Annotated in this window: 17 protein-coding genes; 7 read left to right on the forward strand and 10 right to left on the reverse strand. The window is 59.0% G+C overall.

Annotation, left to right across the window (positions count from 1 at the left end; translation table 11 throughout):
- Nucleotides 1-86: 86 nt before the first annotated feature.
- Both AABB31_RS11275 and AABB31_RS11280 read right to left on the reverse strand, forming a co-directional pair.
- Nucleotides 87-1,721, reverse strand: a complete 1,635-nt coding sequence (locus AABB31_RS11275; protein ID WP_373635765.1) for a leucine-rich repeat domain-containing protein — start codon at nt 1,719-1,721, stop codon at nt 87-89.
- A gap of 36 nt (nt 1,722-1,757) precedes the next feature.
- Complete coding sequence (locus AABB31_RS11280) at nt 1,758-2,405, reverse strand: carbonic anhydrase (RefSeq protein ID WP_373635766.1); 648 nt, start codon at nt 2,403-2,405, stop codon at nt 1,758-1,760.
- Nucleotides 2,406-2,516: 111 nt separating this feature from the next.
- Between AABB31_RS11280 and AABB31_RS11285 the strand changes: the two genes are divergently transcribed.
- The 3 genes from AABB31_RS11285 (at nt 2,517) to AABB31_RS11295 (ending at nt 5,243) form a co-directional block, all read left to right on the forward strand.
- Entirely contained in the window at nt 2,517-2,939 is a 423-nt protein-coding gene (locus AABB31_RS11285; RefSeq protein WP_342078046.1) for a hypothetical protein, read from the forward strand.
- A gap of 121 nt (nt 2,940-3,060) precedes the next feature.
- On the forward strand, nt 3,061-4,431 hold the full coding sequence (locus AABB31_RS11290; RefSeq protein ID WP_342078045.1) for a leucyl aminopeptidase family protein: 1,371 nt from the start codon (nt 3,061-3,063) through the stop codon (nt 4,429-4,431).
- On the forward strand, nt 4,428-5,243 hold the full coding sequence (locus AABB31_RS11295) for an NlpC/P60 family protein (protein ID WP_342078044.1): 816 nt from the start codon (nt 4,428-4,430) through the stop codon (nt 5,241-5,243). The genes AABB31_RS11290 and AABB31_RS11295 overlap by 4 nt, the downstream gene beginning before the upstream one ends.
- A gap of 44 nt (nt 5,244-5,287) precedes the next feature.
- Here the strand turns inward: AABB31_RS11295 and AABB31_RS11300 are convergent, their stop codons facing one another.
- Nucleotides 5,288-5,605 carry a DUF2794 domain-containing protein gene (locus tag AABB31_RS11300; protein ID WP_342078043.1) on the reverse strand — a complete coding sequence of 106 codons (318 nt, stop codon included), beginning with the start codon at nt 5,603-5,605 and terminating at the stop codon, nt 5,288-5,290.
- A 314-nt stretch (nt 5,606-5,919) separates the two neighbouring features.
- Nucleotides 5,920-6,189 carry an I78 family peptidase inhibitor gene (locus AABB31_RS11305; RefSeq protein WP_342078042.1) on the reverse strand — a complete coding sequence of 90 codons (270 nt, stop codon included), beginning with the start codon at nt 6,187-6,189 and terminating at the stop codon, nt 5,920-5,922.
- Nucleotides 6,190-6,288: 99 nt separating this feature from the next.
- Between AABB31_RS11305 and AABB31_RS11310 the strand changes: the two genes are divergently transcribed.
- From AABB31_RS11310 to AABB31_RS11320, 3 genes are read left to right on the forward strand one after another with little or no spacing between them, the layout of a single operon-like run.
- Nucleotides 6,289-7,401 (forward strand): S-(hydroxymethyl)glutathione dehydrogenase/class III alcohol dehydrogenase, encoded by a 1,113-nt coding sequence (locus tag AABB31_RS11310; protein WP_342078041.1) that lies wholly within the window; start codon nt 6,289-6,291, stop codon nt 7,399-7,401.
- Nucleotides 7,402-7,432: 31 nt separating this feature from the next.
- Nucleotides 7,433-8,413 (forward strand): serine hydrolase domain-containing protein, encoded by a 981-nt coding sequence (locus tag AABB31_RS11315; protein ID WP_373635767.1) that lies wholly within the window; start codon nt 7,433-7,435, stop codon nt 8,411-8,413.
- A gap of 3 nt (nt 8,414-8,416) precedes the next feature.
- Nucleotides 8,417-9,151 (forward strand): NYN domain-containing protein, encoded by a 735-nt coding sequence (locus AABB31_RS11320; protein WP_342078038.1) that lies wholly within the window; start codon nt 8,417-8,419, stop codon nt 9,149-9,151.
- Nucleotides 9,152-9,153: 2 nt separating this feature from the next.
- Here AABB31_RS11320 and AABB31_RS11325 read toward each other — a convergent pair whose 3' ends face one another.
- A complete protein-coding gene (locus tag AABB31_RS11325; protein ID WP_342078037.1) occupies nt 9,154-9,771 on the reverse strand; it encodes a TetR/AcrR family transcriptional regulator in 618 nt (205 codons plus the stop codon).
- A 114-nt stretch (nt 9,772-9,885) separates the two neighbouring features.
- Nucleotides 9,886-10,074: a hypothetical protein gene (locus AABB31_RS11330; protein WP_342078036.1), complete on the reverse strand. Its 189-nt coding sequence runs from the start codon at nt 10,072-10,074 to the stop codon at nt 9,886-9,888.
- Between the two features lie 149 nt (nt 10,075-10,223).
- Between AABB31_RS11330 and mbfA the strand changes: the two genes are divergently transcribed.
- Complete coding sequence (mbfA, locus tag AABB31_RS11335; protein WP_342078035.1) at nt 10,224-11,201, forward strand: iron exporter MbfA; 978 nt, start codon at nt 10,224-10,226, stop codon at nt 11,199-11,201.
- Here mbfA and AABB31_RS11340 read toward each other — a convergent pair.
- From AABB31_RS11340 to mobA, 4 genes are read right to left on the reverse strand one after another with little or no spacing between them, the layout of a single operon-like run.
- Nucleotides 11,198-11,776: a GNAT family N-acetyltransferase gene (locus AABB31_RS11340; RefSeq protein WP_342078034.1), complete on the reverse strand. Its 579-nt coding sequence runs from the start codon at nt 11,774-11,776 to the stop codon at nt 11,198-11,200. The two genes, mbfA and AABB31_RS11340, sit on opposite strands and share 4 nt — an antisense overlap.
- Entirely contained in the window at nt 11,773-13,869 is a 2,097-nt protein-coding gene (glp, locus tag AABB31_RS11345) for a gephyrin-like molybdotransferase Glp (RefSeq protein WP_342078033.1), read from the reverse strand. The genes AABB31_RS11340 and glp overlap by 4 nt, the downstream gene beginning before the upstream one ends.
- On the reverse strand, nt 13,866-14,357 hold the full coding sequence (gene mobB, locus AABB31_RS11350; protein WP_342078032.1) for a molybdopterin-guanine dinucleotide biosynthesis protein B: 492 nt from the start codon (nt 14,355-14,357) through the stop codon (nt 13,866-13,868). Before mobB ends, glp begins: the two co-directional genes overlap by 4 nt.
- Complete coding sequence (gene mobA, locus AABB31_RS11355) at nt 14,354-14,941, reverse strand: molybdenum cofactor guanylyltransferase MobA (RefSeq protein WP_342078031.1); 588 nt, start codon at nt 14,939-14,941, stop codon at nt 14,354-14,356. The genes mobB and mobA overlap by 4 nt, the downstream gene beginning before the upstream one ends.
- Between the last annotated feature and the right edge of the window lie 13 nt (nt 14,942-14,954).

A 14,954-nucleotide genomic window follows, 5' to 3' on the forward strand; every position in this document is an offset into this window, starting at 1 on the left:
GCAGCATTTGCTCGGGTTACCAACAGCGCGCGTCGGCTGGCGTCGGTAAGGCAAGGCACCACCCGGCGCAGCCATCTGAAATGGCACTAGAAGGGGAGTGGTAAGTTCCCGATCAGTCGCCACAACTTTTCAAAGACCGGTCCGATCTGCGCGACGACCCAGATTGCCGCCGGCACCAATGTGGCGACGGTCGCAGCACTTGTCGCCGGGTTTTCTTTTACATGATCACCCTGCTTGGCAACCCATTGGGTGAGACGCCCCTTGATCCGGCCCAGATATGATGTGACCAGCACTGCGGTACGGCGCAATTCGGCGACCGCCGCATCCCGCTCTGGCCCGTCCGGCAATGTGATCAACCCCTTGCGCGCGCCTTCTGCACGGCGGTGCAACATCTCGAGCGCGTCGCTGACCGAAGGGGCAAAGAGGCCTGCATCTGCATCGGCGAGTATCTTCGAAGCAGCATCTAATTGAGGGAAGAGTTCGCGCGCCAGCATGTCGGGGTCTGTATCTATTTCAAAGGATGGCGGCGCGATGGAATGGGCGAAATACCCATTCAGAAGGGCGTCATTTTCCTCAAGAAACCCGTTGATCAACGGCAGATCAAATCCGTCCAACGCCTCGACAGTATCGGCGCTTGAAATCGCGCCGCGAATACTATCCGACAGATATTTAAGAATGCGAGGGTTCAGCGCCTCTTGCCGCACGAAGTTACGATATTCGCGGAAACTCTCGGCAACATCGCGCCCCAGCCTGTTTTGCACATCCGTCGCGCCCAGTTTTCGGGATGCTAACTGTAGCGTTTCGACAATTGATTGGAATTTCTCGTCGGGGTCTTTGTCGGGACGCTCGGTCAGTGTTGTTGCTTCGAAATGATCCTGTTGCTTTGTGACATCTGCCAGCGTGTCAGACAGGATGGGTCCGCGGAGAATGCCATCAATGCTCAAAGCTTTTGGTGGATTTGTCCGGTTTTCCCAATCTGGGTCCAGGTAGTCGAATAAGGCACGGGCACGCTCAGCGTTGTTTGGGATCTCGGCAATTTTAGCGATGCGCGGATCAGAGTCCGCGGCAGGAGTTCTGGAAAAACTTAGTCCAAATATTTTAGGGTTGAGTACTAGTTCTTCCAAGCCGAGAAGTGGCGCCAGATCGCTCACCTGCGTGTCGTCGAGTTCGAGCACCCTCAAACCTCTCAACCCGGCTAAATGCGTCAGATCGCTCACCTGCGTGTTGTTGAGGTAAAGTTCCGTCAAGCCTTTCAGTCCCGCGACATGCGTAAGATCGCTCATTTGCGTGTTTGCGAGGCCTAGCCCCATCAAGCCTTTCAGCCCAGCAACATGCGTCAGATCGCTCACCTGCGTGTTGTTGAGGCCTAGCCCCGTCAATCCCGTTAATCCAGCAATATGCGTCAGATCGCTCACCGGCGTGTTGTTGAGGTTGAGCTCCGTCAACCCAGTCAGCCCCGCGATGGCGGAGAGGTCGGTGACAGGCGTGTTGCTGAGGTGAAGCTTCGTCAACGCGGTCAGTCCCGCGATGGGGGACAGGTCGCTGACCTGCGTGTTGCTGAGGTCAACCCCGGTCAAATTTGTGAGGTCGGCGATTTCTGGCGGTACCGTAGTCAGGGCGTGTGTTTCATGGGTGTCGAAGTCTAGTTCGTCCAATCCATCCTGCTTCGCCCGCGCGATCATCTTTTGCGCCCGCGCGTAGGCCTTGTCTGCGTCACTCATCACACCGCCCCTTGCGCCCTAGATGAGCACCCAAAATCAGATCGCCACAAACCCGTCGCTGGCGGGGTCGTAGGCCTCTAGCCCGCCTTCACCGATATTGTTCCACAGCCCGTGCAATGCCAGCATGTCATCCTCGACCGCCTTTTTGACAAAAGGGAAGCTCATCAGGTTTTCCAGCGAGATCAGCACCGACGCCTTTTCCAGCGCCCGTTTGCGTGTAGCGTCATCGCCCTGGGGCAGGTCTTCAAAGCCCGGGCGCAGGATATCCATCCAGCGGCCGATAAAGCTTGCACTTTCTTCCAGATGCGGGGCGTTGCCGGAACACATGTCATAGCAGCCTTCCACCCCGCCGCAGCCGGAATGGCCCAGCACCACCAGATGCGCGACCTTCAGCCCCGTCACCGCATATTCAATCGCCGCCGACGTGCCGTGATGATGCCCGTCGGGGTTAAAGGGCGGGACAAGATTGGCGATATTGCGGTGAATAAAGACCTCGCCCTGATCCGCCCCGAAGATCGAGGTGACATGCACCCGGCTGTCGCAGCAGGAAATCACCATTGCGCGGGGGTGTTGCCCGTCTTCGGCCAAACGCCTGTACCAACCCTTGTCCTCGGCATAGGTAGTGGCCTTCCAACCATGATAGCGTTTGGTCAGATAGGCAGGCAGCGGACGGGCGTATTTCATCACTTTTCCTCTTGTATTACCCCCGTAGATACGTCGCATTTTCCAGAATTTCGAGCGATTTTTGCTATTGGCCTCAACCTTCTGGGAACCTTGTTGCGGTAGTTCGGGGTCATGGAAAATATCACGCATCTCCGGCCTGCGGCCCCCGAACCCGATTTTGATGTTGTTGTCCTGTGCTGTCCTGACAGGCTGCATTTTGACCCGGCACCTCTGACCCGTCTTTTCAGTGAACGGGATTTCGCCGAAGCGGAGGAGGTTGTTTGCCGCGCGCTAGAGGATATCGCCCTGCGCCTGGAAATGCTGCAGAACTATCTGGCGGCGTCCGACTTCGACAATATGGCCAAACCGGCCCGCCGGATCGGGCTGGTCGCCGATCAGATCGGCCTGATGGAAGTATCCATCGCCGCCCACCATGTGGCAATCTGCCTGCATCAACGCGAAGGCGTGGCACTTGAGGCGACGATGGCCCGTCTTGAACGCAGCTTTGACGTGGCCGTGGCCGAGGTCTGGAATTTCCGCGAATATGAGGACTAGGGTCAGGACCCTAAGAATACCTTGCGCGACTGGCCGATATTCCAGGTCGCGCCGATCACTGCTTGCGGGCAGCATCAGGCAAGATAGTCTAGCGGTCGATGATCTCTGACAGGACTTGCCGATGCCCCTTGCCTTTGCGACCGACACTGATGCCGCCATCCCGATACATGTGATTGACGCCGATAAGGCCGATAGCGCCATCCCTGCGGCGGCCAAGGCATGGGCCGCAACACATGGCTTCAAAGGGGGCCTTGGTAAGGTCCTGACGGTTCCCGGCGCCGATGGACAGATCGCGATGGCGCTGGTCGGCTATGGCACAGCCGCAAAACGGGCGCGCGGGCGTTTTCACATGGGCACGGCAGCCGCCCGGCTTCCCAAAGGCGTGTACCGGATCGCAGCGGGACTGAATGACGCGGATCTGGAAGAGGCGGCACTCGCCTGGCTACTGGCGGGCTACAGCTTTGACAGATATCGCAAACCCAAGGATCCCATTGCCGCCCTCGTCCCGCCTGAGGGAATTGATGCCGAAAGGATCGCGACAATCGCCAATGGCGAGGCACTGACCCGCGATCTGATCAACACGCCGGCCTCTGACATGGGCCCGGACGAGCTGGAAGAAGCCGTGCGCGCCCTGACGGCAGATCACGATGCGACGCTGAATGTGATCACCGGCGACGATCTCATACCGGCAAACTTTCCCATGATCCACACGGTTGGCCGTGCCTCGACCCGCGCCCCTCGCCTGCTGGATATGCGCTGGGGGGAGACCGGGCCACAGCTGACCCTTGTCGGCAAAGGTGTGTGTTTTGATACCGGCGGGTTGAACATCAAGCCGGGCGGATCAATGGGGCTGATGAAAAAGGATATGGGCGGGGCGGCGACGGTGCTGGGGCTTGCGCATATGATCATGGGGCTGAACCTGCCCATCAGGCTGCGCGTTTTGATCCCGGCTGTCGAAAACAGCATTGATGGGAACGCGTTCCGGCCGCAGGACATCCTGACATCGCGCAAGGGGCTGACGGTCGAGATTAACAATACCGATGCCGAGGGCCGGTTGGTACTGGCCGATGCCCTGACCCTGTCGGATGAGGACGATCCGGATCTGGTAATTTCGATGGCCACGCTGACAGGTGCTGCAAGGGTTGCGGTCGGCCCGGATCTGTCGCCCTTTTTCACCGACAATGACGCGCATGCCGCCGCGATTGCGGCGGGCGGCGCGCAGGTCGCTGACCCGGTCTGGCGCATGCCGTTCCATGACCCTTACGAAGCGATGATCGAACCCGGGATCGCTGATCTGGACAATGCTCCAAAGGGCGGTTTTGCAGGTTGCATTACCGCTGCCCTGTTTCTGCGCCGTTTCGTTGAAAGCCCCTATGTCCATTTTGATATCTACGGCTGGCAGCCCAAGGCCGCCCCTGCCCGCCCGGCTGGCGGCGTTGGGATGGGGGCAAGGGCGGTGTTAGCGGCACTTCCCAAGCTGCTATCGCTATGACGGACCGGCGACTGACGCCCGCCAATGGCAGGGTCGCGGCGCTGCATCTGGCCGGACAGGTCGCGGCCGAAAAATACGTTGCAGGCACGGCAATGCAGATCGCAACGCCGGTGACTGATCTTTGCGCAGCACCCGAAGGCGCACGGGATCGGCAACTGTTGCTTGGTGCCGATGTCACCGTTTTCGAAGACCGGGATGGGTGGTCCTTTCTACAGGCCACCGACAATTATGTAGGCTACGTGCGCAGCGCTGATCTGGGACAAGTGCAGCCCGTCAGCCATTTCGTCGCAACCATGGGGACACATGCCTACAGCGCCGAGGATTTCAAATCACCCCAAGCACAGGCCCTGCCCTTCGGAACCCGCGTTGTGGTGCGGGACGAGCGCCGCAGGTTTTTTGAAACCAATGTCGGCTTTGTTCCGAAATCGCATCTGCGCAGCCTTGATCGGCCCTTTGCCGACCCAACCACAGTTGCACAACTGCATTTCGGCGTTCCGTATCTGTGGGGCGGAAATTCGACACGTGGGATTGACTGTTCAGGACTGGTGGCTGCCGCTTTGATGGCTTGTGACATCGCCTGCCCGGCTGATAGCGACCTGCAACGCGCGGGGCTGGGGGCGCCATTCGATGATGCCCCACGGCGCGGCGATCTGATTTTTTGGGAGGGGCATGTCGGGATGATGGTTGATGCAGATACCTTGCTGCATGCCAATGCACATCACATGGCGACCGTCTACGAACCGCTGGGCAAGGCGATCCTGCGGATCAGCGCGCAGGGGGACGGGCCTGTGCTGGTCCAAAAACGGCTTTAATCTATTTCGAGAATGATCAGCGCCATCGGCCCTTCGCGCCGTACCTAATCGACCGCGCGGATCAGTTTACGTTCCAGCACCCGCAGCACCTGGCGCAGATCGTTACCCCGCTTGAGGATTTGCCCATCCATGCCAATCACCGCGTATTGCCCCTGGCGCAGGCGCAGTTTAGGGCGTTTCTCAATCCGGTAGAGCGGGTTTTCCGCCGTGCGTCGAAACACCGAAAAAACTGCCACGTCGCGTAGATTGGACATGCCGTAGTCACGCCATTCGCCAGCGGCAACCATGCGACCGTAAAGGCCGAGAATCACGTTTAGCTCTGTCCGGTGAAAGGCGACTTGGGTTGGGAAATGCAACGTCATGCCTCACCGTTGCGCTAATTTCCTTGAAAATCAAGGACCCCGCGCACGCCGCCTTTTTTTCGACGCAAAATGACCTCTGCGGCGCCTTTGGGACAGCCCACAACAGACACAAGTCACGCGCAGATTAGGGTCATAGCGAAATGCTACTCCGGTGTCGCGGTCAATAGCCCCCACCCAGTTCGCGGCACCGGAGACTTCGCTTATCCCCCTACTATAGCGTTTGACGAAATACCTGATACATCGAGCATCACGTAACGCGTTGAAATCTTTGATTTCAGGCAGCGTTACGTGATTCAGGTTTTTCGCATAACGCTTTAGCCGCAGGTAATGTCGCTGACCTTTTCGTCAGGGCCGATCTGGAAATTGATCCGCTCGGGCCGGAAATCCTGTGTTACCGCATCACCGGGCCGGATCACCCGGACCATGCGCATGATCAAAACCCGTTCCAACGCTGTGGCGTCCTGTCCGATCAGCTCGGCAAAGCGCGCGGCGCCGCACGTATCTGGCAGTTCTGGCGCGCTGCCAGGTATTTCGGTGGCGGGCGCACATGCGGCCAGCATCAAAAGGATCAATATACGTCTCATGCTCCTGATCCTGCCGCCGATTGGCGTGTCTGACAACAGCATGGTTGAAACTTGGCGACCTTTGCGTAATGTCCGCCACAATCATGAAGGAGACAGAATATGCGGACACGTGCAGCAGTTGCCATGGCGGCCGGTCAACCCCTCGCAGTGATGGAGGTGAATCTGGACGGCCCCAAGCACGGCGAAGTTCTGGTGGAAATCAAGGCCACTGGCCTGTGCCATACTGATGAATTCACCCGGTCCGGGGCCGACCCAGAAGGCGCGTTTCCCGCCATTCTGGGACATGAAGGCGCGGGCGTGGTGGTTGAGGTCGGTCCGGGCGTGACCAGTCTGGCGCCGGGCGATCACGTCATCCCGCTTTATACGCCGGAATGTCGTGAATGCGATTATTGCCTGAACCCCAAGACCAATCTTTGCCAAAAGATACGCAGCACCCAGGGCGCAGGCGTGATGCCTGACGGGACCAGCCGGTTTTCGATGCTCGATGGCACGCCCATCCTGCACTATATGGGCTGTTCCACCTTTGCCAATCACACGGTTCTGCCCGAAATCGCACTTGCCAAGGTTCGCAAGGACGCGCCGTTTGACAAGATCTGCTATATCGGCTGCGGCGTCACCACCGGCATCGGGGCGGTGATCAACACCGCCAAGGTCGAAATCGGCAGCCGTGCCATTGTCTTTGGGCTTGGCGGTATCGGCCTGAATGTGATCCAAGGCCTGCGGCTGGCGGGCGCCGATCAGATCGTGGGCGTTGATCTGAACCCCGGAAAGGTCGACATGGCGACCCATTTCGGCATGACCGATTATGTGAATCCCAAGGATGTCAGCGGCGATATGGTGGCCCATCTGGTTGAGCTGACAGGCGGCGGGGCTGACTATACGTTTGATGCCACAGGCAATGTCGATGTGATGCGCACAGCACTTGAGGCCGCCCATAAGGGATGGGGTGAAAGCATCATCATCGGCGTCGCGCCCGCCGGTGCCGAGATTTCAACCCGGCCATTTCAGCTGGTCACCGGGCGCAGCTGGCGTGGTACCGCCTTTGGCGGCGCCTCGGGCCGGACAGATGTGCCGAAAATCGTGGACTGGTACATGCAGGGCAAGATCGAGATCGACCCGATGATCACGCACAAACTGTCGCTGGATGAAATCAACCACGGCTTTGATCTGATGCATCAAGGCAAAAGCATCAGGGCCGTTGTCGAATTCTGATCACACCGCTCTGAACGCATTGGCCCGGTCGATGACCGGGCCTTTTGCATTTTGCGGGATCGCAGTGGCGCTGAACGGGCGCCGTCAATTTGCGACCAGTACCGCGCCGGGCATTGCCGCCCACGAAGAAAGCGCCTTCAGGGTCGCATCCATTTCAAAGGTCGCGGTGGGGCAGGCGCTGGCCAGCTTACTGAAAACAGCCCGGGTCGGATGGGATACTGATATCAGCGATCTGCTGGGCTGGTCACTGCGCCATCCCAATCCAGCCGCCCGACCTGTCACCATCGGCATGGTCGCCAGCCACAGCGCCGGCTTAACGGACGCTGCAGGCTATCTGATCCCGCCCGCGATGACGCTGCAAGACTGGTGCCAACACCGATCTGTCTTTGATGCCGAACCGGGGGCGCGGTTCGCTTATTGCAATCTGGGCTACATTGTTCTGGCGCAAGTGCTGGAAAAACTGTCAGGCAAGGCCTTTCCTCAAATGCTGACCGACTTGCCACAAGGTGCCGGGTTCAACTGGGCTGGTGTCGCAAGCGCCATACGCGCCGGCCGGTTGCCCACTTATCGGCAGCAACAGGGGAAATTTCAGCCACAGATAGACCACACCATCACGACGCCACCTGATGACGGGCAGCATCCGGGCATGTTTTCTCCGCAAGGGGGGCTGCGCTGCTCATTGCGGGGCTTGCTGGATATGGCCGAGGCGCTGGAAACGGCCGATATGACGCCGCTCTGGACACCCCAGATGGGCCCGGGCGACTATCTGGACGGCGCTTTTGAAAGCTACGGCGCGGGCCTTCAGATTTTTGAGCATCCTCGTTTCTACCCCCGCCCGCTGATCGGGCATTTCGGGAATGCCTATGGGTTCGCGGGCGGGATCTGGTTTGATCGCAAACGAGGCTGCAGTTTTGCCTATGCATTGAACGGGTTGCCAATGGGGGCAGAAAGTGATGCGGTTTTGGCAGAAGAAAACCGCATCTTTGATGTGATTGCAGAACTGGAAGGATAAACCATGGCAAAGGACCGCATGCTATTTGCTGTTCTGATCGACGCCGACAATATCCCGGCGAAACACGCCGGTGATATCCTGCGCGAGATCACGACATTCGGCGAACCGGCCCTGCGCCGGGTCTATGGCGACTGGTCCAGCAGCAATCTGAGTGCCTGGAAAAAGCAGGTGGTCGAATTGGGTCTGGTCGCCAATCAGGAAACCGCAAACACCAAGGGCAAGAATGCCAGCGATATCGGGCTGGTTATTGACGCAATGGACATCCTGCATACCGGCCGGTTCGATGGCTTTGTGCTTGTCAGTTCGGATAGTGATTTCACAGCCCTCGCAAACCGGTTGCGCGAAGACGGGGTCGAGGTGATCGGGATCGGCGAAAGCAAGGCCCCCATCAGCCTGCGCAATGTCTGCAACAGGTTTATCCTGATCGAAAACATCGTAGGGCCCGAAAAAGACACACCAAGCCCTGCAAAGCAGGATAAGGCGACTGGGCAAAAGACCAACAGTGGACAGACCGCCCTCAAAGCCGCCCCGCTCGTCGTGAAGGCGATGAACAGCATTGATCCAGAAGGCGAATGGTATTCGCTGGGTCAGCTGGGCCAGTATATCACGCGGGCAAACCCGGATTTCGATCCGCGCACCTATGGCAGCGCAAAGCTAAGCGATCTGCTGTCAAAGAGCGGGCGGTTTGAACTGCGCAAGGGTCAGGGCAACCATATGGAAGTGCGCCGACTGGATTAGGGTCAGGCCCCGTACCGGGCCAGGAACACATCAACCGCACCATTCACGACCCTGTCCTTTTCAGCCGGGGTGAACTCATCCGCCATGTTGAAGACCATGCGCGGGAAAAGGTCAGCTTTGCAAAGCTCGTGGAACTGGTCTGCGGCCAGGGTCATGTCATCAATCTTTAATTCCCCGCGCGCGACCGCCTTTTCGAAAAAGTCGACGATACGCCCCCGGATCAGCATCGGACCGCTTTCATAGAATTCCCGGCCAAGCTCGGGGAACCTGTCGCTTTCGCCGACGCAAATCCTGAAAATGCGCTTGCCAAACTGCGACGTGATGAAATTGACCATCTGCATCGCAATGCTTTGCAACACATCCTGCACCGGCGCATCCATGTCGATGCTTTCCAGCGCGCGATCTGCCTGACGCTGGCATTCCGTCCGGGCGACCTGCATGAAAAGAAAGCGTTTGTCTGGAAAATAACTATAAAGCGTCGCCTTCGAGACATTCGCAGCGCGCGCAATATCATCGACAGAGGCACCTTCGAAACCATCAGACATAAAGACCTGCCTGGCACCATCCAGCACCTGATCAAACTTCCGGCCTTTTTTTGGTTCTGCTGACCCGTCAGGCATATGTCCCCTCTCTCCCCCGTGCTGGAGCATCATAAACTGAACGGTTCACTTCGGGCAAGGCGTTTGCGGCAGCGGATCGCCAGGGGATGCTGGTGATCCGCTGCCATCAAGGCGCTAGTTTGCGGGGATGGCGCAAGCGGCACCTGTGACGGATGTCAGTTCCACACAGTTCTGCGTGGCCTCTGGTGCGGGTTTTTCCGGATATGTCAGAACCGGAAAATCAACAATCAGTGAAATTGCAGACGCTGGCGCGGCAATTGTCAGACCTGCAGCGGCGAGAGCGGCGAAAACAAGATGTTTCATCGGTGATTCCTTCAGATTTCGATAAAAACTAAACTAAACTGATCAGTTTAATTATCAAGTAAAAAATGAACTGAGTAGTTCAGTTTTTTGGATTGCCACTTTGGCGGGATCGTCTAGTTTAGAACCATTCTAATAAATGAGGTGCAGTGATGATCCCCGGATTTGCAAACCGCCGCCGGTTCAAGGACTTGTCAGAGCAGGAAATTCTGGCCCTTGCAATCTCGTCTGAAGAGGATGACGCGCGGATCTACCGATCTTACGCGGGGCTGTTGCGAGCAGACTATCCTGCATCTGCGGCCGTGTTCGATGGCATGGCCGAAGAGGAAGATGATCACAGGCGTCGTCTGATTGATCTTCACACTGCGCGTTTTGGTGCGGTGATTCCGCTGATCCGCCGTGAACATGTCTCTGGTTATTATGCACGCCGCCCCGTCTGGCTGGTGGAAAATCTGGGGCTGGCGCGCATGCGCGACGAAGCCGCCGGTATGGAAAGGGACGCACAACGTTTTTACGAAACAGCCGCCGCGCAGACATCGGACGCGGCAACGCGCAAACTGCTCGGCGATCTTGCAGCGGCCGAGGCAGGGCATGGCGAAAGGGCTGATGCCTTGGCCGATGAACATCTGGCCGGCGATACCCGGACCGAAGAAGAGGCCGCCGCGCACCGGCAGTTTATCCTGACCTGGGTGCAGCCCGGCCTTGCCGGTTTGATGGATGGATCCGTCTCGACCCTGGCGCCGATATTTGCCGTTGCCTTTGCAACGCAGGATACATGGACCACATTTCTGGTGGGGTTGGCTGCATCTGTGGGTGCGGGCATTTCCATGGGCTTTACCGAGGCTGCATCAGATGATGGGCAAATCTCGGGGCGCGGATCACCCTATAAACGGGGGTTGGCCGCCGGGGTCATGACCACGATCGGCGGGTTGGGCCATGCGCTTCCTTATCTGATCACGGACTTCTGGACGGCGACGATCATTGCGCTGATCGTTGTGTTTGTCGAACTTTGGGCCATTGCATGGATACAGAACCGCTATATGGAAACGCCCTTCGTCAAGGCCGTCTTTCAGGTCGTGCTGGGTGGCGCGCTTGTGTTTGCCGCGGGTGCCCTGATCGGGTCTGGCTAGACGTCACGCACCATCGTGGTGGATGCGTTAAACCGAAAGATCAGCCGCAACATGCCAATGGAACGGGTCCGCTGTTCGACGAACCCTTCATGAAGATACAGCGCCCGCGCCCGTGGATTGGTGTCGATCACATCCAGCCGGACCTGCCGATACCCTCGGCTGCGGGCCTCGGCGTAGACGGCGCGCAACAGTGCCGTGCCAACCCCTTGGCCCCGCGCCTCGGGGGCGACAAAGATGCCGTCCATCAAAAATCGCTGATTTTCGACATCCCGTTCCAACAGCGCAAGAATCAGAATGCGGATCGAGGCACCCACCACCCCATAGACCATGCGCAGATCGGAAAAACCGCCCCCCACAAGCGCGCCCTGCGCCGTTTTGAAGCCAGCCACACCCAGCAAGCGGCCATTGTCATCATGCGCACATATCCCGTGGTCGGATCGCATGACATTGCCAATAAATGTCAGTGCCCGGTATTTTGGCCCCATCACAAAGCCAAGCTTTTCGCCAAAGGCCTCCCAATACAGTGCGGCAACCTCTGCCCTGTTTGCGGCTGGAATACCCGTGGTAACCTTCATATCCCAAAACTGCTGAACGGGATAAAGCGGATCGGATCGCCGGGCTTGATATCGCGCGCACGCTCGTCAAGCTCGACCAGTCCGGTGGCCCAACTGGCGCCCGAGACACGCCCGGACCCCTCGAAAGGGAAGATCGCGACACGCCCGTTGCTGATCCGGGCGCGCAGGTATTCCCGGCGCCCCGCCTTCTTTTTCTTGGTGAAATTGGCACGGGCGGTGAATCCTTCGGGCGCGGGCCATCTTCCACCTGCAAGAACCTCCAGCGCTGGCCGGGCAAAGACCAGCGCACAGACCAGTGCTGCGACCGGATTACCGGGCAGGCCAAAGACAGGCTTGTCCTGCCACAATCCCATCGCCATGGGACGCCCCGGTTTCATCGCAATCCGCCAAAGTGCAAATGTGCCTGTATCCTCCAGCAAGGATGACATGTGATCTTCATCACCCGCAGAGGCACCGCCAGAGGTGATGATGACGTCGCATTGCCCGGCCCCGTCATCCAGGATGCCGCGCAACTTGGCCTTGTCGTCTGGCGCCCGGCCAAGATCGACAACCTTATGCCCCCAGGCTGCTACAATTGCCGACAACATTGGGTGGTTGGCATCAAAAATCTGCCCGGCCCCGGTTGGCTGACCCGCCGTAACAAGTTCGTCACCGGTCGACAGGATGCCAACGCGCAACTGGGTCTGGACCTCAAACGCGCCAATCCCGGCAGAGGCGCCCGTTGCAAGATCGGCGGGTGTCAGGCGCCGCCCTGCCCGCAAAATTCTCTTGCCTGCGCGCATGTCTTCTGCAGCCTGCCGCACATTGGCCCCCTGACGCAGCGGCCCTTGAAAGGTCACCCTTTTGTCGGTGACATGGGCGTCTTCCTGCAAGATGACAGTATCCACACCCTTTGGCAGATCAGCACCGGTCAGGATACGCAGCGCGTGGCCTGCCTTGACCTTGCCCTTGAACGGGTGGCCAGCAGCGGCCCGCCCGGACTGCAGCGACATGATATGGTCACCCTCTTCGGCTGGTCCGGCAAAGCCATAGCCATCAACCGCAGCATTTGATGTTGGCGGGTGCGACCGCGCCGCGATGACATCCGTGGCCAGAATACGCCCGGCCGCCTCTGCCAATGGCACTGTTTCCACATCGGTCGTGGCGGACAGATTTTCGCGCAGATGGCGCAAGGCCGTTGCAACAGGTGTCCAATCCACCCCCGGTGGCAACGCAAAGCAATCATTGCGCAAGGGCGGGGCCGCAACAGGGCCGACCGCTGCCTTGGTCAGCAACTTTTCCTGCCCCAGACCAAGGATCGACCCTTCGGCGGTGATCGGAACATCCAGCAAATTCTGCAGCTCGGCGGGCGAAAGGGCCGACAGCGCCTGCGCCAGGGTAAAGACCTGATGGGCATCCTTGATCCGGTCATCCGGCTGGGTCACGGCGATGACTTTGCTCAGCAAGGATGGCCAGACCTCGACCAAGGCGATGTCGCCGGACAATGGCTCGAACGGCCAGACGAATGCGTCAAAGGCCTTGCGCAGACGCGACAGCATTGGCAGCCCCATGATCACCTGGGACCCGACCGCCCCAGCACCCGCAAGCTGCCAGACAGGAAAGGCACCCTTGGCCATCTCCTCGGCAGCGCGTTTTTCGGGCATGCCATGCCCCCGGCGGCTATTGCCCTTGCGCGGCAGGCGCTTGATATCGCGTTTCAGCCCATTGCCCCAGAAAGGCCCCGCACCCGGAAACATCGCATTGATCTCGCCGGCCAGATCGAACCGGTTATTGGCTTTCGGGCTGTCTTCAACCCGGTCGGCAAACCAGTCCCAGATGGCAAACGGGTCATCCGATCCGGTCAGAACCTTGCCAAAACCGGCCGGATAGCCAAAGGCAAAATCAAAACCGGCCATGACGCGGCGCTTGGCCTTGCGTTCATCTGACAAAAAGGCCGTGATCCATTCCTCGGCGACTTGACGGTTGCGCAGGTAGACGGGTTCTTCGGCCTTTCCCTTGCGGGCGACTCCGGCCCAGATCGCATCTTTCTTGGGGGCCAGCCCGCGATCATTGCCACCGGACCAGTCCACGATCAGGAAAGTATCAAAATTCATAAACCTACCTCTGACAAAATGAAGTCTGCCACCGCCCGCGTCGCATCAAGATCGAAAACAGGGCGGTCCAGGTCAAGCGGCACGTCACTTGCGACCGCACGGATGGTCGGATCGTTGCGCGCAATCAACGGATTGCCGGTTTCCTGACGGTAGGCTTCCACTTTTGGGTGGGCGTCGCGTTTATATCCTTCAACGAGGACCAGATCGACGGGATCAAGCTTGGCCAAGAGGTCGGTCAGCGATGGCTCGGCCTGATCGCCAAGTTCGCTCATCAACGCCCAGCGCGTATTTGATGCCAGCAAGACCTGACTTGCGCCCGCAGCGCGGTGCCGGAAACTGTCCTTGCCAGGCTGATCGACGTCAAAACGGTGGTGGGCGTGTTTCAGCGTCGACACCTGCAAGCCACGCCCGGTGATGTCGGCCACCAGCCGTTCCATCAGGCCCGTCTTGCCCGCATTTTTGTAACCGACGACCCCGTAAACTCTCATAGCATTGCCTCTGCGGTTTTCAGATCATCGGGTGTGTTGACGTTGAAGAATGCCGCGTCATCGGGAAATTCGGCCGTTGCGGCACCATGTGCATCGGTCCAGGCCACAACCTTCCGCAAACCGCCCTGCAAGGCGGTGCGCAGATCCGCGCGCTTTGCAACCGGCCAGAAACCAAAGGTGGGATGCCGCCCGTCAGGGGTTGCCGCGAGTGCCAGATCAGCGCCCGCCTCTTCGGCGGCGCGCATCAGTTGTGGCACCAGATCACACGGGAAAAACGGGGTATCGGCCGCGGCCGTGACGATGTGATCTGCGCCCTGTGCAGCAGCCCAATCCAGTCCGGCCAGAACGCCCGAAAGCGGCCCGGCAAAGCCGCCGATACTGTCCGGAATGACCGGCAGCCGCAGATCGGCAAATCGGGTCGCGTCACCATTGGCATTCAGTGCCAGACCAGCCACCTGCGGTTCCAGCCGGTCGATGACATGAGACAGGATCGTCCCCTGCCCCAGGCGCAGCAGCCCCTTGTCCCCACCGCCCATGCGGGTCGCCTGGCCGCCGGCCAGAATAACGCCAAGTGGTTGCATCATCCTAACACGCTGC

It is taken from the genome of Yoonia sp. SS1-5 (assembly GCF_038443705.2).
Classification (GTDB): Bacteria; Pseudomonadota; Alphaproteobacteria; order Rhodobacterales; family Rhodobacteraceae; genus Yoonia; species Yoonia rhodophyticola.